General features: G+C 62.4%; 24 protein-coding genes. 17 read left to right on the top strand and 7 right to left on the bottom strand.

The window, feature by feature from the left end; translation table 11 throughout:
* The first annotated feature begins 81 nt into the window (after nucleotides 1-81).
* Nucleotides 82-1,395, top strand: a complete 1,314-nt coding sequence (gene brnQ, locus P3R38_RS16555; protein WP_023381349.1) for a branched-chain amino acid transport system II carrier protein — start codon at nucleotides 82-84, stop codon at nucleotides 1,393-1,395.
* 214 nt (nucleotides 1,396-1,609) lie between these two features.
* The gene (locus tag P3R38_RS16550; protein ID WP_023381348.1) at nucleotides 1,610-2,359 is read left to right on the top strand and encodes a DUF599 family protein; all 750 of its coding nucleotides are present in this window, start codon (nucleotides 1,610-1,612) and stop codon (nucleotides 2,357-2,359) included.
* 67 nt (nucleotides 2,360-2,426) lie between these two features.
* Here P3R38_RS16550 and P3R38_RS16545 read toward each other — a convergent pair whose 3' ends face one another.
* A complete protein-coding gene (locus P3R38_RS16545) occupies nucleotides 2,427-2,711 on the bottom strand; it encodes a hypothetical protein (protein ID WP_023381347.1) in 285 nt (94 codons plus the stop codon).
* Nucleotides 2,712-2,865: 154 nt separating this feature from the next.
* Here P3R38_RS16545 and P3R38_RS16540 point away from each other — a divergent pair, with 154 nt between their 5' ends.
* The 4 genes from P3R38_RS16540 (at nucleotide 2,866) to P3R38_RS16525 (ending at nucleotide 6,581) form a co-directional block, all read left to right on the top strand.
* Nucleotides 2,866-3,342: a PaaI family thioesterase gene (locus tag P3R38_RS16540; RefSeq protein WP_023381346.1), complete on the top strand. Its 477-nt coding sequence runs from the start codon at nucleotides 2,866-2,868 to the stop codon at nucleotides 3,340-3,342.
* On the top strand, nucleotides 3,339-3,821 hold the full coding sequence (locus P3R38_RS16535; protein WP_023381345.1) for a PaaI family thioesterase: 483 nt from the start codon (nucleotides 3,339-3,341) through the stop codon (nucleotides 3,819-3,821). The genes P3R38_RS16540 and P3R38_RS16535 overlap by 4 nt, the downstream gene beginning before the upstream one ends.
* 70 nt (nucleotides 3,822-3,891) lie before the next feature.
* Nucleotides 3,892-5,796: a molecular chaperone HtpG gene (gene htpG / locus P3R38_RS16530; RefSeq protein ID WP_023381344.1), complete on the top strand. Its 1,905-nt coding sequence runs from the start codon at nucleotides 3,892-3,894 to the stop codon at nucleotides 5,794-5,796.
* Between the two features lie 59 nt (nucleotides 5,797-5,855).
* A complete protein-coding gene (locus tag P3R38_RS16525) occupies nucleotides 5,856-6,581 on the top strand; it encodes a dienelactone hydrolase family protein (protein ID WP_023381343.1) in 726 nt (241 codons plus the stop codon).
* 118 nt (nucleotides 6,582-6,699) lie between these two features.
* Here P3R38_RS16525 and P3R38_RS16520 read toward each other — a convergent pair whose 3' ends face one another.
* A complete protein-coding gene (locus P3R38_RS16520) occupies nucleotides 6,700-7,563 on the bottom strand; it encodes a pirin family protein (protein ID WP_027908199.1) in 864 nt (287 codons plus the stop codon).
* A 115-nt stretch (nucleotides 7,564-7,678) separates the two neighbouring features.
* On the opposite strand from P3R38_RS16520, the gene P3R38_RS16515 reads away from it, so the two are divergent.
* Nucleotides 7,679-8,680 (top strand): amidohydrolase family protein, encoded by a 1,002-nt coding sequence (locus P3R38_RS16515; protein WP_277686431.1) that lies wholly within the window; start codon nucleotides 7,679-7,681, stop codon nucleotides 8,678-8,680.
* A gap of 112 nt (nucleotides 8,681-8,792) precedes the next feature.
* On the opposite strand, the gene fabB is transcribed toward P3R38_RS16515, so the two are convergent.
* The 5 genes from fabB to P3R38_RS16490 all read right to left on the bottom strand — a co-directional run bounded on the left by fabB (nucleotide 8,793) and on the right by P3R38_RS16490 (nucleotide 15,714).
* Nucleotides 8,793-10,013 carry a beta-ketoacyl-ACP synthase I gene (gene fabB / locus P3R38_RS16510; RefSeq protein WP_023381340.1) on the bottom strand — a complete coding sequence of 407 codons (1,221 nt, stop codon included), beginning with the start codon at nucleotides 10,011-10,013 and terminating at the stop codon, nucleotides 8,793-8,795.
* 11 nt (nucleotides 10,014-10,024) lie between these two features.
* Entirely contained in the window at nucleotides 10,025-10,540 is a 516-nt protein-coding gene (gene fabA / locus P3R38_RS16505) for a 3-hydroxyacyl-[acyl-carrier-protein] dehydratase FabA (RefSeq protein WP_003251509.1), read from the bottom strand.
* Nucleotides 10,541-10,748: 208 nt separating this feature from the next.
* The gene (locus P3R38_RS16500) at nucleotides 10,749-12,680 is read right to left on the bottom strand and encodes an ATP-binding protein (RefSeq protein ID WP_277686430.1); all 1,932 of its coding nucleotides are present in this window, start codon (nucleotides 12,678-12,680) and stop codon (nucleotides 10,749-10,751) included.
* A complete protein-coding gene (locus P3R38_RS16495) occupies nucleotides 12,677-13,567 on the bottom strand; it encodes an ABC transporter substrate-binding protein (protein WP_277686429.1) in 891 nt (296 codons plus the stop codon). Before P3R38_RS16495 ends, P3R38_RS16500 begins: the two co-directional genes overlap by 4 nt.
* On the bottom strand, nucleotides 13,567-15,714 hold the full coding sequence (locus P3R38_RS16490; protein ID WP_177325249.1) for a TonB-dependent receptor: 2,148 nt from the start codon (nucleotides 15,712-15,714) through the stop codon (nucleotides 13,567-13,569). The genes P3R38_RS16495 and P3R38_RS16490 overlap by 1 nt, the downstream gene beginning before the upstream one ends.
* Nucleotides 15,715-16,050: 336 nt before the next feature.
* Between P3R38_RS16490 and P3R38_RS16485 the strand changes: the two genes are divergently transcribed.
* From P3R38_RS16485 to kdpA, 10 genes are all read left to right on the top strand, one after another.
* A complete protein-coding gene (locus P3R38_RS16485) occupies nucleotides 16,051-17,076 on the top strand; it encodes an NAD(P)H-dependent glycerol-3-phosphate dehydrogenase (protein ID WP_023381336.1) in 1,026 nt (341 codons plus the stop codon).
* Between the two features lie 36 nt (nucleotides 17,077-17,112).
* The gene (locus P3R38_RS16480; protein WP_023381335.1) at nucleotides 17,113-17,460 is read left to right on the top strand and encodes a DUF4389 domain-containing protein; all 348 of its coding nucleotides are present in this window, start codon (nucleotides 17,113-17,115) and stop codon (nucleotides 17,458-17,460) included.
* A complete protein-coding gene (gene sixA, locus P3R38_RS16475) occupies nucleotides 17,457-17,915 on the top strand; it encodes a phosphohistidine phosphatase SixA (RefSeq protein WP_023381334.1) in 459 nt (152 codons plus the stop codon). Before P3R38_RS16480 ends, sixA begins: the two co-directional genes overlap by 4 nt.
* A 98-nt stretch (nucleotides 17,916-18,013) precedes the next feature.
* Nucleotides 18,014-18,397 carry a hypothetical protein gene (locus P3R38_RS16470; protein WP_023381333.1) on the top strand — a complete coding sequence of 128 codons (384 nt, stop codon included), beginning with the start codon at nucleotides 18,014-18,016 and terminating at the stop codon, nucleotides 18,395-18,397.
* Nucleotides 18,398-18,485: 88 nt separating this feature from the next.
* A complete protein-coding gene (locus P3R38_RS16465; RefSeq protein WP_023381332.1) occupies nucleotides 18,486-19,274 on the top strand; it encodes an alpha/beta hydrolase in 789 nt (262 codons plus the stop codon).
* On the top strand, nucleotides 19,271-20,125 hold the full coding sequence (locus P3R38_RS16460) for an alpha/beta hydrolase (RefSeq protein ID WP_023381331.1): 855 nt from the start codon (nucleotides 19,271-19,273) through the stop codon (nucleotides 20,123-20,125). The genes P3R38_RS16465 and P3R38_RS16460 overlap by 4 nt, the downstream gene beginning before the upstream one ends.
* A gap of 109 nt (nucleotides 20,126-20,234) precedes the next feature.
* Nucleotides 20,235-21,038, top strand: coding sequence for a DUF4892 domain-containing protein (locus P3R38_RS16455; protein ID WP_277686428.1), 804 nt, complete (start codon nucleotides 20,235-20,237; stop codon nucleotides 21,036-21,038).
* Nucleotides 21,039-21,050: 12 nt separating this feature from the next.
* A complete protein-coding gene (locus P3R38_RS16450; RefSeq protein WP_023381329.1) occupies nucleotides 21,051-22,103 on the top strand; it encodes an AI-2E family transporter in 1,053 nt (350 codons plus the stop codon).
* A gap of 141 nt (nucleotides 22,104-22,244) precedes the next feature.
* Nucleotides 22,245-22,334, top strand: a complete 90-nt coding sequence (gene kdpF, locus P3R38_RS16445; protein ID WP_041925515.1) for a K(+)-transporting ATPase subunit F — start codon at nucleotides 22,245-22,247, stop codon at nucleotides 22,332-22,334.
* A gap of 9 nt (nucleotides 22,335-22,343) precedes the next feature.
* The gene (gene kdpA, locus P3R38_RS16440) at nucleotides 22,344-24,038 is read left to right on the top strand and encodes a potassium-transporting ATPase subunit KdpA (protein ID WP_277686427.1); all 1,695 of its coding nucleotides are present in this window, start codon (nucleotides 22,344-22,346) and stop codon (nucleotides 24,036-24,038) included.
* The last annotated feature ends 7 nt before the right edge of the window (nucleotides 24,039-24,045 follow it).

The following is a 24,045-nucleotide window of genomic DNA, read 5'->3' as shown; positions in this document are numbered from 1 at the left end:
ACCAAGCCGGGCAGCATTTCCCTCACCCATTGGGAAATCCCCTCTCGAATCCCGATTTCAGCAGTGTGGTACTTCCTTAAAATGAAAGTGTTAAAAGGCCAGGATATCCTGGCGCTTGGCTTTATGACGTTTGCGCTTTTCGTAGGCGCCGGCAATATCATCTTCCCGCCCATCGTCGGCCTGCAGTCGGGTCCGCATGTATGGATGGCGGCCCTGGGCTTCCTGGTTACAGCGGTTGGCCTGCCGGTGATCACCGTGGTTGCCCTGGCCAAGGTCGGTGGTGGCATGGACGCGCTGAGCAGCCCGATCGGCAAGTTCTTCGGTGGCTTGCTGGCAGCCGTCTGCTACCTGTCGGTCGGCCCGCTGTTCGCCACCCCGCGCACCGCGACAGTGTCGTTCGAAGTAGGCGTGGCGCCGCTGACCGGTGAAAGCCCCATGGCGCTGTTCATCTACAGCCTGGTGTACTTCGTGGTGGTACTGGCCGTGTCCATGTACCCTGGCAAGTTGCTCGACACGGTCGGCCGCTTCCTCGCCCCGCTGAAGATCATTGCCCTGGCGGTGCTGGGCATCGCCGCGTTCGCGCTGCCGGCCGGCACCATCGGTGAGGCGCAGCCCGCCTATGCCGCTGCCGCGTTCTCCAAAGGCTTCTCCGATGGCTACCTGACCATGGATACCCTCGGTGCGTTGGTGTTCGGTATCGTGATCGTCAACGCCATTCGCTCGCGTGGTGTCGAGTCGCCTAAGTTGATCACTCGCTATGCCATCATTGCGGGCCTTATCGCCGGTGTCGGCCTGGCGTTGGTCTACGTCAGCCTGTTCCGCCTGGGTGCGGGCAGTCATGAGATCGCGGCGGGCGCCACCAATGGTGCGGCGGTACTGCACGCCTATGTGCAGCACACCTTCGGCTCGCTGGGCAGCGGTTTCCTGGCCGTGTTGATCGCCTTGGCGTGCCTGGTGACCGCGGTCGGCCTGACCTGTGCGTGTGCCGAGTACTTCAGCCAGATTCTGCCGTTGTCGTACCGTGCATTGGTGGTGATCCTGGCGGGCTTCTCGCTGCTGATCTCCAACCTTGGCCTGACCAAGCTGATCATGTTCTCGATCCCGGTGCTGACCGCGATCTACCCACCGTGCATCGTGGTGGTAGGCCTGAGCTTCGTGAAGGATCTGTGGAATTCGCCGACTCGCATCCTGGCGCCGGTCATGCTGGTATCGCTGGTGTTCGGTATCGTCGATGCAATCAAAGGCAGCAGCATCGCCCACGTACTGCCGGACTTCATGGCTCACCTGCCGTTCAGCGACGAGGGCATGGCCTGGCTGGTGCCTTCGGTCCTGACCCTGGCAGGCGCCGTGGTCTGCGACCGTATGCTGGGCAAGCCGCGCGAGGCGCTGGCCTGATGTGTTGAAGCCTGATCGCGGCACCGGCCACAAGCCATAGGGTGTTGCCAGAGGCCCAGACCTGAAGCCCCGTGTCCGAGAGGATGCGGGGCTTTTGTTTGCATCGAGTGGCATCGGCAGAAAAACATTTTGACCCGACGGTGTGCCTTTCCGGGCTTGCAGGCGTCGAAATGCCGTCTCTATTCTTTGTGCACCTGGCGTTCGGGAACTCTGCATGAACTTCATTCAAAGCAACATCTACAACCTGCTGGCCATCGGCTGGTTTGCCCTGTGTTGGGGAGGCTATACCCGTTACGCCATCTGGAAGGGCCGTGATACGGCGTGCCTGGCCAGTGTCCTGCATTTGTATCGCGAGGACTGGATGCGCCGCATGCTGCTGCGTGACAACCGTATCGCGGACGCCAGTGTGATCGGCAATCTTGAGCGCAATGCCTCGTTCTTCGCCTCCAGTACGCTGATCATCCTGGCCGGCATCCTTACGGTGCTCGGGGCGTCGGATCGGGCGCTGTCGTTGCTGGCCGACCTGCCGTTGGTCCAGCAGACATCGCAAGGCATGTCGGAAATCAAACTGTTATGCCTGGCGATGGTGTTCGTCTATGCATTCTTCACGTTCAGTTGGTGCATGCGCCAGTACAACTTTGCCGCCGTACTCGTCGGCTCGGCACCGATGATCGGTGAGCGCCTGGTCAACGAGTTGGAGCGAAAGGCGTTTGCTTCGCGTGCCGCACGCGTGCTGTCGCTGGCGGCCAACCAGTTCAACTTTGGTCTGCGCTCTTACTACTTCGGCATGGCCATGCTCAGCTGGTTCATCAGCCCGTGGTTATTCATGGTCATGAGTGTGGGGGTTGTGTTGATTCTGTACCGTCGAGAGTTTCATTCCGATGTATTGGAAGTGATGGTATTCACGCCGACGGAAAGCGCCCCGGTAGAAGTGGGTAAAGAAAGTTCCACTACCAGTGCCTGAAACGTTTAATCCATAAAAGATACATACAAAAAAACCCGACAGTGTCGGGTTTTTTTGTTGGGACCGATTACTGCTTGGCAGGTTCGGCCGGGGTAGCAGGCGCAGCTTCTGGAGCCGGGGTGGCAGGAGCGGCTTCTTCAGCAGCTTTCTGCTCAGCTTCGGCCTGATCTTTGGCGGCTTCGGCGTTTTCCTTGGCAGCCTCGTTCATCTTATCCTGAGCTTCGCCCATTTTTTCCTGGGCTTGCTCGGCGTGTTGCTGTGCGTCCTGGGCTTTGTCTTCGCTCGCTTTATCGCAAGCAGCCAGGCCCATGGCAGCAGCCAGCATCAGAGCAAAAGCAAAAGGTTTACGCATGGGGGTGTTTCTCCTTGGTGGAATAAGTGACTTGTTCCTTCGAGTTCAACGGTGCGGAATAAGTTCCGCAAAGGTTACAGATATATAAAAGTTTGTTCCATATAGACTTTTTACCGATTTTATGCCGCTGCGGCATTGATCATGGACTGCGCCTATGAGCGATACAACCTTGATGGCCATGGCCGAGCGATTTCTTTCGGCGTTGAAACATTGCCAGGTTTTACAGATGCGGGTTGCGCATGCCGACAGCGACGGCATCACCTTGGTATTACCCTGGTCGAAGGCCATCGTCGGCAATCCGCAGACCGGCGCCGTACACGGTGGCGCGCTGACCACCCTGATGGATACCACGTGCGGCATGGCCACGCTGTGCGTCCTTCCGCGCTTCGAAGTCTGTCCGACCCTGGACCTGCGAATCGACTACATGCACCCAGCCGCGGCGGGCAAGGACATCCATGGTCATGCCCAGTGCTACCGCGTGACCCGTGACGTGATCTTCACCCGGGGCACTGCCTACCAGGATGATCCCGACCGACCTATCTGCCAGGTGGTGGGTACCTTCATGCGCCTTGGGCAGGACATAAAAGGCGGGCTTCATTTCGGTAACAGCCTCAGGGAGAAAGACGCATGATTCCACGGGATGTCCGCCAGCGGTTGAACGAGGCCCATGCCGTGGGTGACTACCGGCCATTGCTGGCCCTGATCCCCTACGCTGGCCTGATCGGCATCGAATGCCAGCGCGACGGCGAGGACCTGCTGTTTCGCCTGCCAGCCAATCCGGACAACATCGGGAACCCCTTGCTGCCAGCCATTCATGGTGGGGTGATCGCAGGTTTCATGGAGCTGTCCGCGGCACTTTACCTGCTGATCTACAGCGAGAGCGCGAGCATTCCCAAGATCATCGATTTCTCCATCGACTACCTGCGTGCCGGGCATTTTCGCGATACCTATGCGCAGTGTCAGTTGTGGCGCCAGGGCCGTCGCGTGACCAATGTCGCCATCACCGCCTGGCAGGGCGATCGCCAGTCGCCGATTGCCACGGCTCGTGCGCATTTCAAGATCGAACCGGAAAAGCCCTTGAAATCATCCGGGCAGCCCCCATCTGCATGACATCCGCCGTTAATGCAGGCCGATTCGGCTGCCAGGCGCCAACTGCCATCAGATCGGAGTTTTGAAGACCATGACTGTGGAAACACAAAAGGAAACCCTGGGCTTCCAGACCGAGGTAAAGCAGCTGCTGCACCTCATGATTCACTCGCTGTACTCGAACAAGGAGATCTTCCTCCGTGAACTGATCTCCAACGCCTCCGATGCCGCCGACAAGCTGCGTTTCGAAGCGCTGGCCACGCCTGATTTGCTCGAAGGTGACGCCGATCTGAAGATTCGCCTGAGCTTCGACAAGGACGCCCACACCATTACCCTGGAAGACAACGGTATCGGCATGAGCCGTGAAGATGTCATCGCGCATCTGGGGACCATTGCCAAGTCGGGCACCGCCGACTTCATGAAGAACCTTAGTGGTGACCAGAAGAAGGACTCGCACCTGATCGGTCAGTTCGGCGTGGGCTTCTACTCCGCATTCATCGTCGCCGACAAGGTCGATGTGTTCAGCCGTCGCGCTGGCCAACCGGCTTCCGAGGGCGTGCATTGGTCCTCCAAGGGCGAAGGCTCGTTCGAAGTCGCTACCGTGGACAAGGCCGAGCGCGGCACGCGCATTGTCCTGCACCTGAAAAAAGGTGAGGAAGAGTTCGCCGATGGCTGGCGCCTGCGCAACCTGGTCAAGAAGTACTCCGACCACATTGCCTTGCCGATCGAACTGCCTAAGGAGCAGGCTGGCGCCGAAGGCGAGGAGAAGCCAGCTGTCGAGTGGGAAACCGTCAACCGCGCCAGCGCCCTGTGGACCCGTCCGCGTACCGAGATCAAGGACGAGGAATACCAGGAGTTCTACAAGCACATCGGCCACGATTTCGAGAATCCGCTGGCCTGGAGCCACAATAAGGTCGAAGGCAAGCTGGAGTACAACTCGCTGTTGTACGTGCCGGCCCGCGCACCGTTCGACCTGTACCAGCGTGAAGCGCCACGCGGCCTGAAACTGTACGTGCAGCGCGTGTTCATCATGGACCAGGCTGAGTCGTTCCTGCCGTTGTACCTGCGCTTCATCAAGGGCGTGGTCGACTCCAACGACCTGTCGCTTAACGTTTCGCGGGAAATCCTGCAGAAGGACCCGATCATCGACTCGATGAAGTCGGCGCTGACCAAGCGTGCGCTGGACATGCTGGAGAAGCTGGCCAAGAACGAGCCCGAGCAGTACAAGAGCTTCTGGAAAAACTTCGGCCAGGTGCTCAAGGAGGGCCCGGCCGAGGACTTCGCCAACAAGGAGAAGATCGCCGGCCTGCTGCGCTTTGCCTCCACCCAGGACGACAGCGGCGAACAGACCGTTGCCCTGGCCGACTACCTGGCGCGCGCCAAGGAAGGTCAGGACAAGATCTACTACCTCACCGGCGAGTCCTACGCGCAGGTCAAGAACAGCCCGCACCTGGAAGTCTTCCGCAAGAAAGGCATCGAAGTGCTGCTGTTGACCGATCGCATCGATGAATGGCTGATGAGCTACCTCAGCGAGTTCGATGGCAAAGCCTTCATCGACATCGCCCGTGGCGACCTGGACCTTGGCAAGCTGGATTCGGAAGAAGACAAGAAAGCCCAGGAAGAAGTCGCCAAGGAAAAAGAAGGTCTGGTCGAGCGCCTGAAGGGTGCGCTGGGTGACAGTGTGGCCGAGGTGCGTGTTTCCCACCGCCTGACCGACTCGCCGGCCATCCTGGCCATTGGTGAGCAGGACCTGGGTCTGCAGATGCGCCAGATCCTTGAGGCAAGCGGGCAGAAGGTGCCTGAGTCCAAGCCGATCTTCGAGTTCAACCCGACCCACCCGCTAATCGAGAAGCTGGACAACGAACAGAGCGAGGACCGCTTCGCCGAGCTGTCGCATATCCTGTTCGACCAGGCCGCGCTTGCAGCCGGTGACAGCTTGAAGGATCCGGCGGCTTACGTTCGTCGCCTGAACAAGCTGTTGGTCGAACTGTCTGCTTGAGTTGATGCAAAGGAAAGCCCGCTTCGGCGGGCTTTTTTAATGGTGCAAGGAGGAATTTGATGAGCAAGGTAATCGTCGAGTCGTTGGTTTATCACCTGTCCGGCAAGGCGTACGAGAGCCGCCTGGTGTATGAACCGGGCTCGTTGCCCAAGCCTGGCCTGGTCATGGCGCCGAACTGGATGGGTATTGGCGAGGGGGCCGAGCGGATCGCCAAGGAGGTGGCCGAGAAGGGCTACGTGGTGCTGATTGCCGACCTGTATGGGCAGTCGGTGCGTCCTTCCAATGCCGATGAGGCTGGGGCGGCGATGATGCCCCTGAAGAATGACCGGGCCGAGCTGCGCAAGCGTATGCAGGAGGCGCTGGCCCAACTGCTGGGCCAGTCGAAGGCGTTGCTGGAGCCTGGCCAGGTGGCCACCTTCGGCTTCTGCTTCGGCGGTTGCTGTGCCCTTGAGCTGGCCCGCTCAGGGGCTGACCTGAAGGCGGCGGTGTCGTTCCATGGCACGCTCGATACGCCGAATCCGGAAGATGCCAAGCGCATCAAGGGTTCGGTGCTGGTGCTGCATGGTGCTTCCGACCCGCTGGTGCCGAAGGAGCAACTGCCGGCCTTCGAGGACGAAATGAACGCAGCGAAGGTCGACTGGCAATTGGTCAGCTATGGCGCGGCGGTGCATTCGTTCACTGACCCCAATGCCAATGTGCCGGGCAAGATGCAATACGATCGGCGGACCTCCGAGCGGGCTTTCCGTGCGATGCACAATCTGCTGACCGAAGTGTTCCCGCGCTGATCGCCTGTAGGAGCGGGCTTACTCGCGAAGAACTCGATGCGGTAGAGGGCACGGGCTTTGCCCGTGCTCGCGGGTATACCCGCTCCAGCAGGGGGATCGGCCGTCAGGCGGCCCTCTGTCAGCGAGGCAGTTCAATTCGCGAACTCTCCCCCGGCACCGTGGGCCAATCACCTGCAGCCCATTTGGCCCTTGCCTGTTCGATCAACTGCGGATCGCTTGCCACGAAATTCCAGTTCATCCGCCGCGGCCCATCCAGCGCAGCGCCGCCGATCAAAACGAGCTGGCAATCACCCTCGGCGTAAAGGGTGACCTCTTCACCTTCCGGTAGCACCACCAGGCTGCGCGGCTCGACTTCTGTATCCTCCATCAGCAATTCGCCTTCCAGCAGGTAAAGCGCCCGCTGCGCATGCTCGTTCGGTACCTGCAAGGTTGTGGCCGGCTGCATGTGCACATGGGCATAGAGGGTAGGGGAGAGCACTGGTACCGGCGACTCCAGGCAGAAGCCCTGGCCGGCAATCATGCAGATCCGAACCCCCATGCTATCGCTCACTGGTAGGCTGGCCGCTGGATGATGGCTATAGCTCGCCGGACCTTGCTCAAGCTCGCGGGGCGATGCGAGCCAAACCTGCAGGCCATGCAGTCGGGAGCCGTCGGTGAAGGCCTCGGCTGGGGTGCGTTCGACATGCGCAACGCCGCTGCCAGCGGTCATCCAGCTCACATCGCCGGGCTGTACGCGCTGTTCGGAGCCGAGGCTGTCCTTGTGCAGGATTTCACCCTCGAACAGGTAGGTCAGGGTAGACAGGCCGATGTGCGGGTGTTGGCGGATGTCCATGCCGCTGCCGGGTGCATACTCGGTCTCCAGCATGTGGTCGAAGAAGACGAAGGGGCCGACGCTTCGGCATTGTGCCGATGGCAAGGGGCGCAGTATCGGCTGGCCCTCGACCGATTCGGCGCGCGGGCGGATGACCAGGGGGCTGCTCATGTTGGGCTCCAGGCTGGATGGAAATGCCCCAAGCATAGCGGTTCGCCAGGCGTTGCTGAACCGCCGGGCACGCTTGCCGGTCTACCGTGTTCGTAACGGGACAAGGAATACAGCGATGATGGTCAGAGTGCTGGGTTGCTTACTATTGTCTGCCTGGGTAGGCCATGCGGCGCAAGCACGTGATTACGCTTACAGCGACGCCCACCTGCACTACGTCGATTTCTTCCAGGAGAGCGAGGGCATGCCTGCATTGATCGAGGCCATGGACAGGGCAGGCATCGAGCACTCGATGATTTCCGGCATTCCGGTGGCCAAGAAGTGGCATGAGGACGAGCCCAAGCGGCCGCGCTACTATGCAGGCGACGATGCTGATGCCTATTGGTACAGCGCCACCGACCTGTATGTGGCGGCAGCTCTCGAAAAGCTGCCTGCCGAGCAGCGACGCAGGTTCCATCCCTTTCTCACTGGCTTCAACCCAGTGGACAAGAATGCCGTCAGCCACATCGAGCGCATGCTTGAGCTGTACCCAGGGCTTTGGCAGGGGATCGGTGAAGTGTTCACCCGTCATGACGACCTGACCGCGCTCACCAGTGGCGATACGCCTCGCGCCAACAACGAGGCCATGACGCGTATCTACCACTTGGCGGCCGAGCGCGACCTGCCGGTGCTGTTGCACTCGAACATCACCTCGAAGCGCGAACGCAACCCGCTGTATCTGGCGGAGATCGAAGAGCCATTGCGCAATCATCCACATACCCGTTTCATTTGGGCCCACGCCGGCACCAGCATGGAAATTCACCGGCATCAGACGCAGATGGACTTCCTGTTGCCGGTGTTGACGCGGCTGCTGGAGGATTACCCGAATTTGTATGTGGATCTTTCCTGGAGTGTGCTTACGCCCTACCTGCTGGATGAGCGAGGCGTGCCGCGCAAGGCGTGGATCGATGTGGTCGTCAAGCATCCACAGCGCTTCATGCTGGGCTCGGATGTGGTGGGCAAATTTGGCGGCCTGGGAGAACAGTTGCACGGTTTCAGGCCATTTCTCGATGCCTTGCCTGAGGAGGTGGCGAACAAGGTAGCGCGGGATAACTTCCTGGCGGTGTTGCCCAGGCGGTAGTGCCTCGGAAGGGTTGGCCTCATCCCGAGTGCGCCCAATCCCACAGGGTTGCACGCCACACATGAAAACGCCCCGAACCAGTCGGGGCGTTTTCAATTACCGCATCAGCGTCTTACTTGCCAGTCCAGCGCTTGAGCACCAGGGTGGCGTTGGTGCCGCCGAAGCCGAAGCTGTTGCTCATGACCGTGTCGATCTTGGCGTTCTCTTCGGTTTTGCGCAGGATCGGCATGTCAGCGACTTCCGGATCCAGCTCGTCGATGTTGGCGGAGCCGGCGATGAAGTTGTTTTCCATCATCAGCAGGCAGTAGATCGCCTCGTGCACGCCAGCGGCGCCCAGCGAGTGGCCCGACAGGCTCTTGGTCGAGCTGATCTTCGGCGCTTTGTCACCGAACACTTCACGCACGCCCTTGATTTCTGCAACGTCACCGACCGGCGTCGAGGTGCCGTGGGTGTTCAGGTAGTCGATCGGGGTGTCGACGGTGGACAGCGCCTGCTGCATGCAGCGGATGGCACCTTCGCCGCTCGGTGCGACCATGTCGTAGCCGTCGGACGTGGCACCGTAGCCGACGATTTCGGCGTAGATCTTCGCGCCGCGGGCCAGTGCGTGTTCCAGTTCTTCGACCACGACCATGCCGCCGCCGCCAGCGATGACGAAGCCGTCACGGTCGGCGTCGTAGGCGCGCGAGGCCAGTTCCGGGGTTTCGTTGCGCTTGGTCGACAGGGCGCCCATGGCATCGAACAGGAACGACTGGCTCCAGTGCTCTTCTTCACCGCCACCGGCGAAGACGATGTCTTGCTTGCCCCACTGAATCTGCTCCATAGCGGTGCCGATGCAGTGTGCCGAGGTGGCGCAGGCCGAGGAGATCGAGTAGTTGATACCCTTGATCTTGAACGGAGTGGCCAGGCACGCCGATACGGTGCTGCCCATGGTGCGGGTGACACGGTAAGGGCCGACACGCTTGACGCCTTTCTCGCGCAGGGTGTCCAGCGCTTCCATCTGGTTCAGGGTCGAGGCGCCGCCGGAACCAGCAACCAGGCCGGTACGCGGGTTGGAAATCTGCTCTTCGGTCAGGCCGGAGTCCTTGATCGCGTCCTGCATCGCCAGGTAGGCATAGGCAGCGGCGTGGCCGACGAAGCGGTAGACCTTGCGGTCGATCAGTTCTTCGAGGTTGAGGTCGATGGAACCGGAAACCTGGCTACGCAGCCCCATTTCCTTGTATTCCGGGTTGTAACGAATGCCCGGACGGCTGTTGCGCAGGTTTTCGGTGACAGTAGCTTTGTCATTGCCCAGGCACGAAACGATGCCCAGACCAGTGATAACGACGCGGCGCATGCGAATAACCCTTAGAAATTGTCAGTGGAGGTGAACACGCCGACCCGCAGGCCTTCGGCGGTGTAGATCTCGCGACCGTCGACGCTGACCGAGCCATCGGCGATGGCCATGTTCAGCTTGCCCTTCAGGACGCGCTTGATGTGAATGTTGTAGGTGACTTTCTTGGCTTCGGGCAATACCTGGCCAAAGAACTTCACTTCGCCCGAACCCAGGGCGCGACCACGGCCTGGCAGGCCCTGCCAGCCGAGGAAGAAACCGACCAGCTGCCACATGGCGTCGAGGCCCAGGCAGCCTGGCATTACCGGGTCGCCTTCGAAGTGACAGGCGAAGAACCACAGGTCCGGATTGATATCCAGCTCGGCGACCAATTCACCTTTGCCATACTTGCCGCCTTCTTCGCTGATGTGGGTGATGCGATCGACCATCAGCATGTTCGGCGCGGGCAGTTGCGCATTACCTGGGCCGAACAGCTCACCGCGACTGCAGCGCAGCAGGTCTTCCCGAGTAAAGGCGTGTTGTTTGGTCATGCGAGCTCCTCAATAACCCCCTGCGGCAGGGGATGAATCTTCCCGGCCGGCCCGGAGTGTGTTGAGTCCGGGGCGGCAGCCTACAGGTAGACTATTGCGTTGTGGTGAAAGTCACAGCGCACCTGGCAAAAAGAAGTACAGGTGTGCACTGAAACGGCTATTTTCAGGTCCGACGAAGGTCCTGTCCAGTCCTTAAGACTGCCGCACTTTAGCATTTATCGCCAGTCGCGGCTGTCCGGCCGGGTAACCAACGCTGCAATACCCGTTGCAATTCGGTGCGGCGGAAGGGTTTGCTCAGGTAATCGTTCATGCCGGCGGCCATGCAGCGCTCGCGGTCGCCCTGCAACGCATTGGCCGTCAAGGCGATGATCGGCAGGCTGTCGCGATCGGGCAGTTGGCGGATGCGCCGGGTGGCTTCGTAACCGTCCAGCCGCGGCAGCCGGCAGTCCATCAGTACCGCGGCGAAGCGCTGCTGGCTGACCTGCTCCACGGCCTGGAGGCCATCCAGCGCCACGCTCACCTCCAGCCCAAGGCTGCGCAACATGGCTTCGATGACGCTTTGATTGACCGGATTGTCCTCTACCAGCAGGATTCGCCCGCCCTCGGTACCCAGGCTGCCCTGCGCGACGCTGCCGGGCAGGGCCGGGGGCGCCATGCTGGCCAGGGTCAGGGGAATTTCCAGGGTGAAGGTCGAGCCCAGCCCTTCGCGGCTTTCCCCGCGCAGCTTGCCACCCATGCGTTCGGCCAGGGTGCGGGCGATCGACAGGCCCAGGCCGGTGCCGCCATAGCGCCGGGAAATCGAGCTGTCCGCTTGCTGGAAGGCCACGAACATGGTCTCCAGGCGCTCGCTGTCGATGCCGATGCCAGTATCGCGCACACTGCAGGTCAACCAGATCAGCTGCCGGTCCAGGGGCTGCCAGCGCGCATGCACCTGGACCTGGCCGCGTTCGGTGAACTTCAACGCGTTGCCGATCAAGTTCAGCAGGATCTGGCGGATTCGAGTCGGATCACCGCTGACTTCCAGCTGTTCCATGCCGGCCGGCATCTGCAGTTGCAGGTCGAGTCCACGCTGCTGGGCGCTGTGCTGGAACGACTGCACGCTGTGGGCGATCAATTCGCCGAGGTTGAAGTCGATCTGCTCAAGTTCCAGCGTGGTGCGTTCGATGCGCGAGAAGTCGAGGATATCGTTGATGACCTTGAGCAAGTGGCCCGTGGATTCGCTAGCGACCGCCGCATAGTCGGCCTGCTCGGGCGTCAGCTGGGTGGTTTCGAGCAACTGCAGCATGCCCAGCACACCGTTCATCGGCGTGCGTAACTCATGGCTCATCATCGCCAGGAAGTCGGACTTGGCGCGGTTGGCTTGCTCGGCCTCCTCACGGGCCTGGATCAACTGGGCAATGGCCTGCTTCTGTTCGGCGCTGGCCTGCTCCAGGGCGCTGGCCAGGTTGTTGATATGGCGCGCCAGGTGGCCGAGCTCGCTGTCGTCCACCACCGGTAACGGGGCATTGTACTCGCCCTGCTGGATCGCCTTCACCGCATGGCCCATGTCGCTGATCGGCTTGGCCAGGCTGGTGGCCAGGCGGCGGGCGAGCAGGAAGGTGAACAACAGGGCGAACAAGGCAAGAATGCCAGCCTTGATAACGATTTCCTGCTGGCGTTGGCTGAACGCATCATCGGACATACCGACGATCACCCGTCCCAGGTAATCGTCGCCGATGGCGGGGGTGGGGGCCTTGCCCTGTTGCAGGAAGTCGCTGTCCAGGCGGATCTGCTGCAGCCGTATGGGGGCCTGGAACACTTCCACGCGCCGGGCGCGGTTGCTGCTTTCATCGGACTGCTCGACGTACACCAGAATATGGTTGCGGCTGTCCTGCACCTCCAAAAAACGCACGTGTGGAATGCTCAGGGTGGCCCTCATGAGGCCTTCGAGCACCTCATTGTTGCCGGAGATCACCCCGTACTCGGACGCCGGGGCCAGTTGGTTGGCGATCAACTGCCCGGTGTGGTTGAGCTCCTGGCGCAAGTCCTGGATCCGCACGAAGGTGAAGAAACTGATCAGCAGCAGGGTCAGCAGCAGTGCAGGACCCAGGCTGATCATCTGGGTGCGGGTGTGGATATCCCAGCTCAGGCGTTTGCTCATGGGTTGGGTTCTCCTGCGGCCAGGGCCTGGGCAGCGGCCTTCGGATCGATGGGTTCCAGGCCCAGTGCACGGGCGACTTGCTGGTTGCCACTGACGCCGAAACGCGTCGGGTAAAGACTGCGCGGCCAGCGCGAGGGCGGTTGGTCGAGCAACTGGTCGAGAACCGCCAGCCAATCATCCTGGTCGCTGTAGCTGCTGGCCAGGGCGCCAGCGCGCACGAAACCGGCGTTCGGCCCGATCAGCGCCATCTGTCGGCCGTAGCTGCTGAGCAACAGGTTCTTGGCGGTCTTCGAGTTGTACAGGTCGGGGTCGTCCAGGCCCAGCAGCACGTCGCTGTTGAGCAGCAGGTTCTGCAGTGGTCGGCTGTCCCGTTGATCGGGCCAGTCCTGGGCAACGATCTCCAGGCCCAACGGGCGGGCGGCATGGCGCAACTCTTCGAGCAGGAAGTGGCTGTGCTCGCCATACAGCACGCCGATGCGCTGCGCCTGCGGCAGCAGGTAGCGTGCCAGGCGTAGCTGCCGTGCCAGGGGCGGGTCGCTCCACAGCAGGCACAGGTAGGCCGGACGGGATTTGCCCAGGCGCTGCTGCGCCTGCACCCGGCTGATACGCATCGCCAGTGCCGGGGGGCCGGCGGGCTCGGCGAGCCGCCAGTCCAGGGCAGCGCTATCGAGCAGGATCAGGCGCAGGTCGGCATTCAGCTGGCCGGGGCGGGGTAGGGTCGAGGTGGTCTTGAAACGCACCACGTCGTGGCTGCGACGGCTCTCCAGGGCCGCCACGAAGCTGCGAATGCCGGGTTGATCTTCACCACCGACCAACAGGATTTCGCTAGCGGACAGCGATCCCATGGGCCAGAGAAAGATCAGCAGCAGGCGCAGCAGGCGGGCCATCAGAACTCCAGCTCCGCGCTGACGCTCAGGCGGTGACGGCTGTCGTAGCGGTTCTGGATCGTCGTGGTCGGTTCATCGTCCAGGCGCTGCTGCCACAGCGCGGCCAGCTCCAGGTTGCTGCCCTGGATACGCAAGCGCTTGGCCACACGCAGGTCCAGACGCTCGTAGCGGTACTGGTTGAGTGCGTCGTCGCCGTAGTAGAAAAGAGCGCTGGACCAGCCGTCGCCCCAATCGCGCATCCAGCCGGCCGAGCCACTGTTGCGGGCGGTGTTGGCGCTGTCCAACGGGTTGCTGGCCCAGGCATCGACATAGGCGTAGGTCAGGCGCAGGCGGTCGCGTTGGGTCACGCGCCAGTCGGCTTGCGCCTCGCTGCCACTGAACCGCGCTTTGTTGGCGTTGCTGGCGATGTACTGGTTGTTCCTCAGGGGCTCGCTGATCATTCCGGTGATCTCGTCATAGAACAACTTCACATCCATGCTCAAGTCGATGTCGCTGAAGTAACCGTTGTAGCCCAGTTCCCGCGAGCGCATGCGTTCTTGATCGAGGTTGCCAGGGCCTCGGGTCTTGACGAAATATTCGCCGTTCTGCAGCCCGAAGTCGTTGGGCGTCAGGTTCTTGACCGTATAGCTCCAGTTGACGTTGTTCTCGAACATGTCGGGCGAGCGGACCGCTTCGGAGTACACCGCTCGCAAACCGTGGCGCGGGGTGATCAGGTAGTTCACCGCCATGCGCGGGGTAAGCGAACTGCCCGAAAGACGCGAGTCCTCGAACATCGCACCGCCCTGGATGATCCAGTGTTCGTCCGCACGCCATTCCAGCTGGCCGAATGCGCGCCAGGTCTGGTCGTCGATGCTGCCGTTGAAGTAGGTCTGCGAGTCGGCGCGATCATAGCGGTAGTTCATACCGCTGAGCAGGCGCAGGTTGTCGGTCAGGCTCAGGGTGTCCTGGATCTCCAGGTCGTAGCGGGTTTCGCGGGTACTTTGATCGACATCGCCGCAGACCGTGCTTTTGCCGCCGTTGTTCCATTGAGTCTGGGCCTGGGTCAGCAGGGCGCTGAGCGTCGGGTCCGTGGTTGTCGGCAGGTTTCCGGTCGACAGGTTGCGTGCCACCTTCTCGGCGAAGTCTGGGTTCAGTTGCCACAACTGGGTCAACGCCGGACTGAACGCCATCAGCGCGTCGCACGCCAGCCAGACTTGCTGGCGATCGAAGTGTTGAGCCGACCCTTGGATGTAGAAGCTGTGCTCTGGGCTGATATCGATGTTCCAGCGTACCGAGCCCGCGTAATCCTTGGCGTTGACATCTGCGTCGGTGCCTGCGGCATACTTGCCGAACACCGGTTGGTAGGTGTACGGCCGCTGGTTGCTGCCCTCCTTGGCCGCCAGTTGCCACTCCAGGGTCTGGTCGGGCGCGAGGTTGTGGCTGGCGCTGAGGTTGACGCGGTTCAGGCGGCGGCTGTCGCGGTAGTCGTTGCCGAACTGGTCGCTGTCGAAACCGTCGTCCTGCTGTCCCGACACCGACAGGCGCAGATCACCGCCGTCCCAGCCGAATCCATGACTGGCGTAGTAATCGTTGATGCCATCCTGGCCACGGGTGAGCTTGACCCGTGTGCCATGGCTGTCGGCGGGGTTGCGGGTGAGGATGTTGACCACCGCCATCAAGGCGTTGGCGCCATAGCTGACGGTGTTCGGGCCGCGGAACACCTCGATGCGCTCGATATCCTCCAGGGCCACCGGGATATCGCTCCAGTCCACCGTGGCAAGGCCGGCCCGATACACCGAGCGGCCGTCGATCAGCACTTGCATGCGCCGGGCTTCGTTGACGTTGCTGCCGTGGTAGTTGACGGTTGGCTGGTTGCCGGCGCCGTAGCCGATCATCATGCCTGGCACCAGGCGCAGCAGTTCGGGAATATCGCGGGCACCGCTGGCACGGATCAGTTCGCTGTCGAGCACGGTCATGCTGCCCGGCACCGCCGCCGGGGATTGTTTCAGGCGCGTGGCGGTCAGAACCTGCGGCAAGTCAGTGTTGTCGATGAACAGGTCATCGGCCATGACCGGGCCACCGAGCAGGGCGGTCAGCAATAACAGACGCGGGTAAGGGGGCGTGCCTGGGAACACGATACGGCCTTGTATCAAAGATGAAACAGGCATGTTAACTGACCTTGGACCTTTTGCCAGTGGTGGGGCGCGAGTTTGCGAGGTGTGGGGGTGAGGGAAAGGCTTGCCGGTGGTTTTCGGGTGGTGTCGAGATCGCGCGGCGCATCGCGAGCAAGGCTCGCTCCTACGCTTTTTTCGGGCCAGTTATGCCTGTGGGATTTGCGCGCGACCGCTTTGGCATGGCCCGAAAAACGTAGGAGCGAGCCTTGCTCGCGATGCGCCACGCGATCGCCAACCCAACCCGCCACGCAAGCCATGCACTGGCCCTGTCGCATCCGCACCGTATAATGGTCCGGTCGCCACTCACATTTTGGCATTAACGGATTGAATATGACTGAACAGCAACCTGTTGCAGTTCTGGGAGGCGGAAGCTTTGGCACCGCCGTGGCGAACCTGCTGGCTGAAAACAACGTGCCAGTGCGCCAATGGATGCGCGACCCCGAGCAGGCCGAGGCCATGCGCATCAATCGCGAGAATCCGCGTTACCTCAAAGGTATCCGCCTGCACGACGGTGTCGAGCCGGTCAACGACCTGCTGGCGACGCTGCAGGCTTGCGAGCTGATTTTCGTGGCCCTGCCGTCTAGCGCCCTGCGCAGCGTGCTGGCCCCGCATGCCGAGTTGCTGCGCGGCAAGGGACTGGTGAGCTTGACCAAGGGCATCGAGGCGCAGAGCTTCAAGCTGATGAGCCAGATCCTTGAGGAAATCGCCCCCCAGGCACGTATTGGCGTGCTGTCGGGCCCGAACCTGGCCCGCGAGATCGCCGAACATGCGCTGACCGCCACTGTGGTCGCCAGCGAAGATGAAGACCTGTGCCAACGCGTGCAGGCGGTGTTACACGGGCGCACCTTCCGGGTGTACGCCAGCACCGACCGCTTCGGTGTCGAACTGGGCGGTGCCCTCAAGAACGTCTATGCCATCATGGCTGGCATGGCCGTTGCCCTGGGCATGGGTGAAAACACCAAGAGCATGCTGATTACCCGTGCCCTGGCCGAGATGACTCGTTTCGCCGTCAGCCAAGGCGCCAATCCGATGACCTTCCTGGGGCTGGCCGGTGTCGGCGACCTGATCGTCACCTGCTCTTCACCCAAGAGCCGCAACTATCAGGTGGGTCATGCGCTGGGGCAGGGCCTGAGCCTGGAACAGGCGGTCAACCGCCTGGGCGAAGTGGCCGAGGGGGTCAATACCCTCAAGGTACTGAAGGCCAAGGCCCAGGAAGTGCAGGTGTACATGCCGCTGGTGGCGGGCCTGCACGCGATCCTGTTCGAAGGCCGCACGCTGAACCAGGTCATCGAACACCTGATGCGCGCCGAGCCCAAGACCGACGTCGATTTCATTTCCACAAGCGGTTTCAACTGAGCCTTCGTGGGTTCTGAACAGAGCAAGGAGCAATACATGAACGATACCCCCGAGCGCGCGCAGCGCGAGTCGATCATCCTGCGGGTGCTGTGGATGCTGGTGTTCCTGGTGGTCTGGCAACTGGCCGAGCTGCTGCTGGGTGGCCTGGTGCTGGTGCAGCTCATCTACCGACTGGTGTATGGCGCCCCGAGCGCCAGCCTGATGAACTTCGGCGACAGCCTCAGTCAGTACCTGGCGCAGATCGGTCGTTTCGGCAGTTTCCACAGCGACCAGAAGCCCTGGCCATTCGCCGACTGGCCGGCCCCGCGGGCGCCGGAAGGCGAGGCGCCTCACGCCGTGGCACCGGCAGCGCACCCGGTGCGCGACGAGGAGCCCAAGCTGTGAAGCTCTGGGTTCTGCGCCACGGCGAGGCCGAACCGCGGGCCAATACCGACGCCGAGCGGCGCCTGACGCCCCATGGCCGCGAGCAAGTGCTGCACAGCGCGGCGCGCTTGCTGGGCCAGCCACTGCAAGCCATCCTGGCCAGCCCCTATGTGCGCGCCCAGCAGACCGCGGCACTGGTGCATGACACCCTCGGTTTCACCGAGCCGGTGCACACAGTGCCGTGGTTGACCCCCGACAGCGACGTGCAACAGGTCATCGGCGAAATCGAGCGACTGGGCCTTGAGCATGTGCTGCTGGTCAGCCACCAGCCGCTGGTGGGCACATTGGTTGGAAGGCTCGAGCACGGGCATGGCCAGCGACCAGCCCCCATGAGTACCGCCAGCCTTGCAGAGTTGGAAGGGGATTGGCCATTGGCAGGCCTGATGACCGTGCGCGCGATTAATTCACCCGACTGAAACCGGGCAACTGGCATTTTTGTCAGTTGCCGCCTCTGGCAGGGCGTTGCTAGCGTTGCATCGAGGCGGTACAGGCAGGGAAGAATCAGGAGTGCGGGATGGGTGGTCGAAGGTTGGATCTGGTTCGCTGTGCCGATTTGCAGCCAACGTTGGATAAAGTGCAGGCCAGCGGGGCGCTGGATTTTGCCGAGTACAGCCTGCTGCGTGAGGCCGCTGATGCCAAGCTGTATCACCTGATGGGCAGGCTCCAAGGCCGTGGCTGCCCGGACCTCGCCACCCGGATACAAGGAGAGGAAGACCTGCGCAGGCTGCAGGACGCTTGCCAGCGCGTATCCCACCTGGTGCAGACCAGCTGCCTGGCGTTACGCCGGCTACAGCTCGACCACAAGGATCAGCGCCTGGCTCGCGAGGCGCTCGAAAGCCAGCTGGCCTACCTGCAAGCCTGCCTGCGCCGTTCATTGCTCGGTTTCGACCTGTCCTGATTGCCCTGCGCGATGACCTTTCCGGACATTGCCGAGCGCCGCCACGATGCCGACAATGGGCAACCATCCCCGGTTCGGACCTGGCGCCATGTCGCAACGGATCTTCTTCGCCCACGCCAACGGATTTCCCTCGGCCACCTACGGCAAGCTGTTCGCCGCGCTCGCGCCGGACTACCAGGTGACGCACCTGGCCCAACACGCCCACGACCCAAGGTTTCCGGTCGATGACAATTGGCGGAACCTGGTCGATGAACTGTTGCACCATCTGGCTCAGCAGGATCAGCCCGTGTGGGGCGTCGGTCACTCCCTGGGCGGTGTGCTGCACCTGCATGCCGCGCTGCGCCGCCCAGAGTTGTACCGGGGCGTGGTAATGCTTGACTCGCCGGTGTTGACCCGTGCCGACCAGTGGTTGATCCGCACCGCCAAGCGTTTCGGTTTCATCGATCGCATCACGCCTGCAGGCCGCACCTTAGGGCGGCGCGAGGCCTTCGCCGATCGTGACAGCGCGCGGACATATTTCGCCAGCAAGACCTTGTTCCGCAATTTCGACCCCGAGTGCCTCGAGGCGTATCTGGAACATGGTCTGCAAACCGCAGAGGAGGGGCTGCGCTTGCGCTTCGACCCGGCCACCGAGATCAGTATCTATCGCAGCATCCCCCATGCCAGCCCGGCACCTGCCCGGCATTTGCAGGTGCCGTTGGCGATGGTGCGTGGCGACCGTAGCCGGGTGATTCGTCGTCACCACGCGTTTGCCGTGCGTGGCATGCCCACGGGTGAGTACCACAGCGTACCGGGTGGCCATATGTTCCCGCTGGAGCGCCCCACTGATACCGCCAGCCTGATCAAGGGCCTGTTCGATCGCTGGAGCCAGGCATGAGCCTGCCCGTCGAAGAAGTGCGCCTGAGCCTGGGCCATATCGAACTCGCCGCGCACCTGTTCGGGCCAGCGGACGGGTTGCCGGTGATCGCACTGCATGGCTGGCTGGACAACGCCAACAGTTTCGCGCGCCTGGCACCCCGTCTACAGGGCTTGCGTATCGTCGCGCTCGACTTGGCCGGCCATGGCTATTCCGAACACCGCCCGCCAGGGGCCGGCTATGCCCTGGCCGATTACGCCCATGACGTGTTGCGGGTCGCCGAGCAGCTTGGCTGGCAACGATTCGCCCTGCTTGGTCACTCGCTGGGCGCCATCATCTCGGTGCAGTTGGCTGGGGCCTTGCCGGACAGGGTCAGCCACCTGGCGTTGATCGACGGCGTGATCCCGCCTACCGGTGCCGAGCAGGATGCGGCCGAGCGGTTGGGCATGTCGTTGCAGGCGCAGTTGCGCCTGGATGGCAAGCGCAAGTCGGTTTACGCCTCGGTCGAAGACGGCGTGCAGGCTCGCATGAAGGGGATGGTCGCGGTAAGCCACGAAGCTGCGCAGTTGCTGGCCCAGCGCGGACTGATGCCGGTCCCGGGCGGGTTCAGCTGGCGCAGCGACAGCCGACTGACCTTACCATCGCCGGCGCGCCTGAACCCGGCCCAGGCCATGGCGTACGTGCACCGGGTCGGTTGCCCGGGCTGTCTGGTGGTGGCCGCCGATGGCATGCTGGTGCGCCACACCGAGTTGCTGGAGCAGCTACCCTTTGAGCGAGTGGTGCTGCCAGGTGGGCATCATCTGCACCTGAACGATGAGCAGGGTGCGATCCTTGTCGCAGACTGTTTCAATCGCTTCTTTGGCTTTTCTTGACTTGTACCGGACAAGTGCCGAGGCTTGGCGGGTTGAACAGGGAGACAACCATGCAAATGCCAGACATCCTGGACCTTCGCTCCGCCACCCGCTGCCCCAAGGGTGGCCGATGAGCGCATCCGTTTTCATCCGCGTCACCTTCGTCACCTTCGTCACCTGCGTCGCGCTGGTCAGCGCCGCTTCCTGGGCGGGCAGCCTGCCGGTGCCGCAAGATGGCAAGGTGGTCGACCAACGCCCCGCCGTAGAACAGGAACGCGTCTACCCCCTGGGCCCGCTGCGCAAGATCAGCGGTCGCCTGCGGGTCGATGATAAGGTCGAGAGCCGTGGCCAGGTCAGCTCGGTCACTTACGAACTGCCCGTCGAACGCACCGCTCGTGAGGCGTTCACCAGCGCCCGCGAACAATTGCAGCGTGACGGCGGTTACCCCTTGTTCTGGTGCCAGGGCCGTGACTGCGGCGAAGCCAGCCTGTGGGCCAACGATGTGTTCGGCAATGCCCGGCTCAATGGCGGCGACGAGCAGCAGGCATTCATCCTGTTGCGCCGTTCGGCCGAAGAGGCCGACACCTTGGTGGCGTTGTACAGCGTCACCCGTGGCAACCGCCGCGCGTACTTGCACGTCGAAGAGTTCGTCGCGGGCAGCCCGCTGGGCGAACTGCTACCCACGCCAGCGACCGTGCTGCGCGAAATGCGCGACACCGGAAAGCTGGACTACCCTGACCTGGGCGCACCGCAAGCCACCTGGGTGACCCTGCTCGGACGCAGCCTGAACCTTGACAGCACCCTGCGTGCCAGCCTCAGTGGAGCCGAGGCCGAAGCCTGGCGCCAAGAGCTGATCAAGGCAGGCGTGCGCAGCAGCCGGCTGGAAGTCGGGGACGCCCCTACCGATGGCCTGCACCTTGAACTGATTCGTTGATCGAGCGCCACCATGGCCAACAATGATCGTCTGTTGATCCAGATTCTTCTGCTGGCGCTGTTGGGCGCGGGGCTGTGGGTAATGGCGCCGTTCATTTCGGCACTGCTGTGGGGGGCCATCCTGGCCTTTGCCAGCTGGCCGTTGATGCGCCTGCTGACCCGCGTGCTGGGGGATCGCGAGACCCTCGCGGCAGGTTTGCTGACCGGTGTCTGGATTCTGGTCGTGGCCTTGCCGCTGGTCTGGCTTGGGTTCAACCTGGCGGACCACATTCGCGACGCCACGGCGTTCATTCGCGATGTACAGGTCGATGGTTTACCTGACGCCCCGGACTGGCTGGCCGGTGTCCCGCTGGTCGGCGGGCGCCTGGTCAGCTGGTGGGAGTCGCTGGACCAACAGGGCGCGATGCTGCTGGCCTCGGTCAGACCCCACCTGGGTCAGGTTGGTAACTGGCTACTGGCACGCAGTGCGCAATTGGGCAGTGGTGTGCTCGAACTGACCCTGAGCCTGGTGTTCGTGTTCTTCTTCTACCGCGACGGCCCGCGATTGGCGGCGTTCGTCCTGCGCCTGCTGCAGCGTTTGATGGGCGACCGTGCCGAGTATTACCTGGAACTGGTGGCCGGCACCGTGCAACGTGTGGTCAACGGCGTGATCGGCACCGCCGCGGCCCAAGGCCTGCTGGCATTGATTGGCTTTCTCATCGCCGGTGTGCCGGGCGCCATCATCCTCGGCCTGGTGACCTTCATGCTCAGCCTCATTCCCATGGGGCCGCCGCTGGCTTGGATACCGGCCACCGGTTGGCTGGTATGGAAAGGTGAGTACGGCATGGCCGTGTTCCTGGGTATCTGGGGTACCTTCGTCATCAGTGGCGTTGACAACGTGCTCAAGCCCTACCTGATCAGCCGCGGCGGCAACCTGCCACTGGTGATCGTCCTGCTTGGCGTGTTCGGTGGCCTGATCGCGTTTGGCTTCATCGGCCTGTTCATCGGGCCGACACTGCTGGCGGTGGGCTACAGCCTGTTGCTGGACTGGAGCCGCAACGCAGGGCAGCAGACGCCGCAACGCTGATATCACCCGCGGCCCGGCAACGGGCTGCATCTTTACGCATTCTTTATGCGCTGACCTGTCCCTCGATCTCGCCCCTTTACGTCGCACCCTCGGACAATTTCCCCAAAGCGGCCAACGCCGCATGGATGGGGAGAACCACCGATGAATGTGCTCGAAGGGTTGTCACTGCTGCTGGCAGTGGCGTTGGCGATTTACCTGCTTACGGCGCTGCTGCGCGCCGATCGCAGCTAGGGAGCGGTCATGCACAGTTACGACTACGCGTTGCTGTTGGCCTTCTTTGCCATCGTGCTGCTGCCTGCACCCTGGCTGGGGCGTTTCTACTACAAGGTGATGGAAGGCCAGCGTACCTGGCTCAGCCCAGTACTCGGCCCATTGGAGCAGGGCTGTTACCGGCTGGCGGGCGTGCGCACCGAGCAGGAGCAGAATTGGAAGCAGTACGCCCTGGCTTTGTTGGCCTTCAACCTGGCCGGGTTCGTGCTGCTGTTCTGCGTGCTGTTGCTGCAGGGCTATCTGCCGCTCAATCCGCAGCACTTGCCAGGCCAGGAGTGGTCGCTGGCATTCAACACAGCGGTAAGCTTCGTCACCAACACCAACTGGCAGGCCTACAGCGGCGAAGCCTCGGTCAGCTACCTGAGCCAGATGCTTGGCCTGACCGTGCAGAACTTCGTCAGCGCTGCCACCGGCCTGGCCGTATTGGTTGCACTCTGCCGTGGCATTGCCAGGCGCTCTACGGCAACGCTGGGCAACTTCTGGGTCGACATGACCCGGGGCACCCTCTACGGGCTCTTGCCGTTGTGTCTGGTGCTGGCGCTGCTGCTGGTGTGGCAGGGCGTGCCCCAGACCTTCGCCAATTATGCCCATGCTGTGACCCTGCAAGGCGTTGACCAGGTCATCCCGCTTGGACCGGCTGCCAGCCAGATCGCCATCAAGCAACTGGGTACCAACGGGGGTGGTTTCTTCGGCGTGAACTCGGCGCACCCGTTCGAGAACCCCACGGCCTGGAGCAATCTGTTCGAGGTGGCGTCGATCATTCTGATCCCGGCTGCCCTGGTGTTCACCTTTGGCCACTACGTGAAGGACTTGCGCCAGAGCCGCGCCATCATCGCCTGCATGCTTGCCCTGTTCCTGATCGGTGGCAGTACCGCCTTGTGGGCGGAATACCAACCCAATCCGGCATTGGAAAGCGTTCAGGTACAGTCGAGCGCGCCGATGGAGGGCAAGGAAAGCCGCTTCGGCACCACCGGTTCGGTGCTCTGGAGCGTGACCACCACCGCTGCGTCCAACGGTTCGGTCAACGCCATGCACGACAGCCTCAACCCGCTGACGGGTATGGTGGCCATGGCCAACATGATGGTCGGTGAGGTGATCTTCGGCGGCGTCGGTGCCGGGCTCTACGGCATGTTGCTGTTTGTGCTGATCGCTGTGTTCCTGGCAGGCCTGATGATTGGGCGCACGCCGGAATACTTGGGCAAGAAGCTGCAAGCCCGTGAGGTGCAGTTGTTGGTGGCGACCTTGTTGGTGATGCCGGTGGGCGTGCTGGTGCTCGGCGCCATCGCCGCCAGCCTGCCAGGCCCTGCGGGGGCGGTGAGCAACCCAGGCGCCCATGGCTTCAGCCAGCTGCTGTATGCCTACACCTCCGGCACCGCCAACAACGGCTCGGCCTTCGCCGGTTTCGGTGCCAACACCGTGTTCCACAACCTGATGATCGGCTTGGCCATGCTGATCGGCCGCTTCGGCTACATCCTGCCGGTGCTGGCCCTGGCAGGCAGCTTGGCTGCGAAGAAAACCGCGCCGCAAGGGCTGAACAGCTTCCCGACCCACGGGCCACTGTTCGCCACCTTGCTGGTGGTGACCATCCTGCTGGTGGGCGGCCTGACCTTCCTGCCAACCCTGGCCCTTGGGCCGATCGCCGAACACCTGAGCCTGGGCTTCTGAGGAGCGA

The organism is Pseudomonas sp. NyZ480 (assembly GCF_029537255.1).
Classification (GTDB): domain Bacteria; phylum Pseudomonadota; class Gammaproteobacteria; order Pseudomonadales; family Pseudomonadaceae; genus Aquipseudomonas; species Aquipseudomonas taiwanensis.
This window is presented reverse-complemented; position numbering and strand designations above follow the sequence as displayed.

Excerpts from the sequence above, each read along its gene's own strand:
- brnQ (WP_023381349.1), top strand. The coding sequence starts at position 82 with ATGAAAGTGTTAAAAGGCCAGGATATCCTGGCGCTTGGCTTTATGACG.
- P3R38_RS16550 (WP_023381348.1), top strand. The coding sequence starts at position 1,610 with ATGAACTTCATTCAAAGCAACATCTACAACCTGCTGGCCATCGGCTGG.
- P3R38_RS16545 (WP_023381347.1), bottom strand. The coding sequence starts at position 2,711 with ATGCGTAAACCTTTTGCTTTTGCTCTGATGCTGGCTGCTGCCATGGGC.
- P3R38_RS16540 (WP_023381346.1), top strand. The coding sequence starts at position 2,866 with ATGAGCGATACAACCTTGATGGCCATGGCCGAGCGATTTCTTTCGGCG.
- P3R38_RS16535 (WP_023381345.1), top strand. The coding sequence starts at position 3,339 with ATGATTCCACGGGATGTCCGCCAGCGGTTGAACGAGGCCCATGCCGTG.
- htpG (WP_023381344.1), top strand. The coding sequence starts at position 3,892 with ATGACTGTGGAAACACAAAAGGAAACCCTGGGCTTCCAGACCGAGGTA.
- P3R38_RS16525 (WP_023381343.1), top strand. The coding sequence starts at position 5,856 with ATGAGCAAGGTAATCGTCGAGTCGTTGGTTTATCACCTGTCCGGCAAG.
- P3R38_RS16520 (WP_027908199.1), bottom strand. The coding sequence starts at position 7,563 with ATGAGCAGCCCCCTGGTCATCCGCCCGCGCGCCGAATCGGTCGAGGGC.
- P3R38_RS16515 (WP_277686431.1), top strand. The coding sequence starts at position 7,679 with ATGATGGTCAGAGTGCTGGGTTGCTTACTATTGTCTGCCTGGGTAGGC.
- fabB (WP_023381340.1), bottom strand. The coding sequence starts at position 10,013 with ATGCGCCGCGTCGTTATCACTGGTCTGGGCATCGTTTCGTGCCTGGGC.
- fabA (WP_003251509.1), bottom strand. The coding sequence starts at position 10,540 with ATGACCAAACAACACGCCTTTACTCGGGAAGACCTGCTGCGCTGCAGT.
- P3R38_RS16500 (WP_277686430.1), bottom strand. The coding sequence starts at position 12,680 with ATGAGCAAACGCCTGAGCTGGGATATCCACACCCGCACCCAGATGATC.
- P3R38_RS16495 (WP_277686429.1), bottom strand. The coding sequence starts at position 13,567 with ATGGCCCGCCTGCTGCGCCTGCTGCTGATCTTTCTCTGGCCCATGGGA.
- P3R38_RS16490 (WP_177325249.1), bottom strand. The coding sequence starts at position 15,714 with ATGCCTGTTTCATCTTTGATACAAGGCCGTATCGTGTTCCCAGGCACG.
- P3R38_RS16485 (WP_023381336.1), top strand. The coding sequence starts at position 16,051 with ATGACTGAACAGCAACCTGTTGCAGTTCTGGGAGGCGGAAGCTTTGGC.
- P3R38_RS16480 (WP_023381335.1), top strand. The coding sequence starts at position 17,113 with ATGAACGATACCCCCGAGCGCGCGCAGCGCGAGTCGATCATCCTGCGG.
- P3R38_RS16470 (WP_023381333.1), top strand. The coding sequence starts at position 18,014 with ATGGGTGGTCGAAGGTTGGATCTGGTTCGCTGTGCCGATTTGCAGCCA.
- P3R38_RS16465 (WP_023381332.1), top strand. The coding sequence starts at position 18,486 with ATGTCGCAACGGATCTTCTTCGCCCACGCCAACGGATTTCCCTCGGCC.
- P3R38_RS16460 (WP_023381331.1), top strand. The coding sequence starts at position 19,271 with ATGAGCCTGCCCGTCGAAGAAGTGCGCCTGAGCCTGGGCCATATCGAA.
- P3R38_RS16455 (WP_277686428.1), top strand. The coding sequence starts at position 20,235 with ATGAGCGCATCCGTTTTCATCCGCGTCACCTTCGTCACCTTCGTCACC.
- P3R38_RS16450 (WP_023381329.1), top strand. The coding sequence starts at position 21,051 with ATGGCCAACAATGATCGTCTGTTGATCCAGATTCTTCTGCTGGCGCTG.
- kdpF (WP_041925515.1), top strand. The coding sequence starts at position 22,245 with ATGAATGTGCTCGAAGGGTTGTCACTGCTGCTGGCAGTGGCGTTGGCG.
- kdpA (WP_277686427.1), top strand. The coding sequence starts at position 22,344 with ATGCACAGTTACGACTACGCGTTGCTGTTGGCCTTCTTTGCCATCGTG.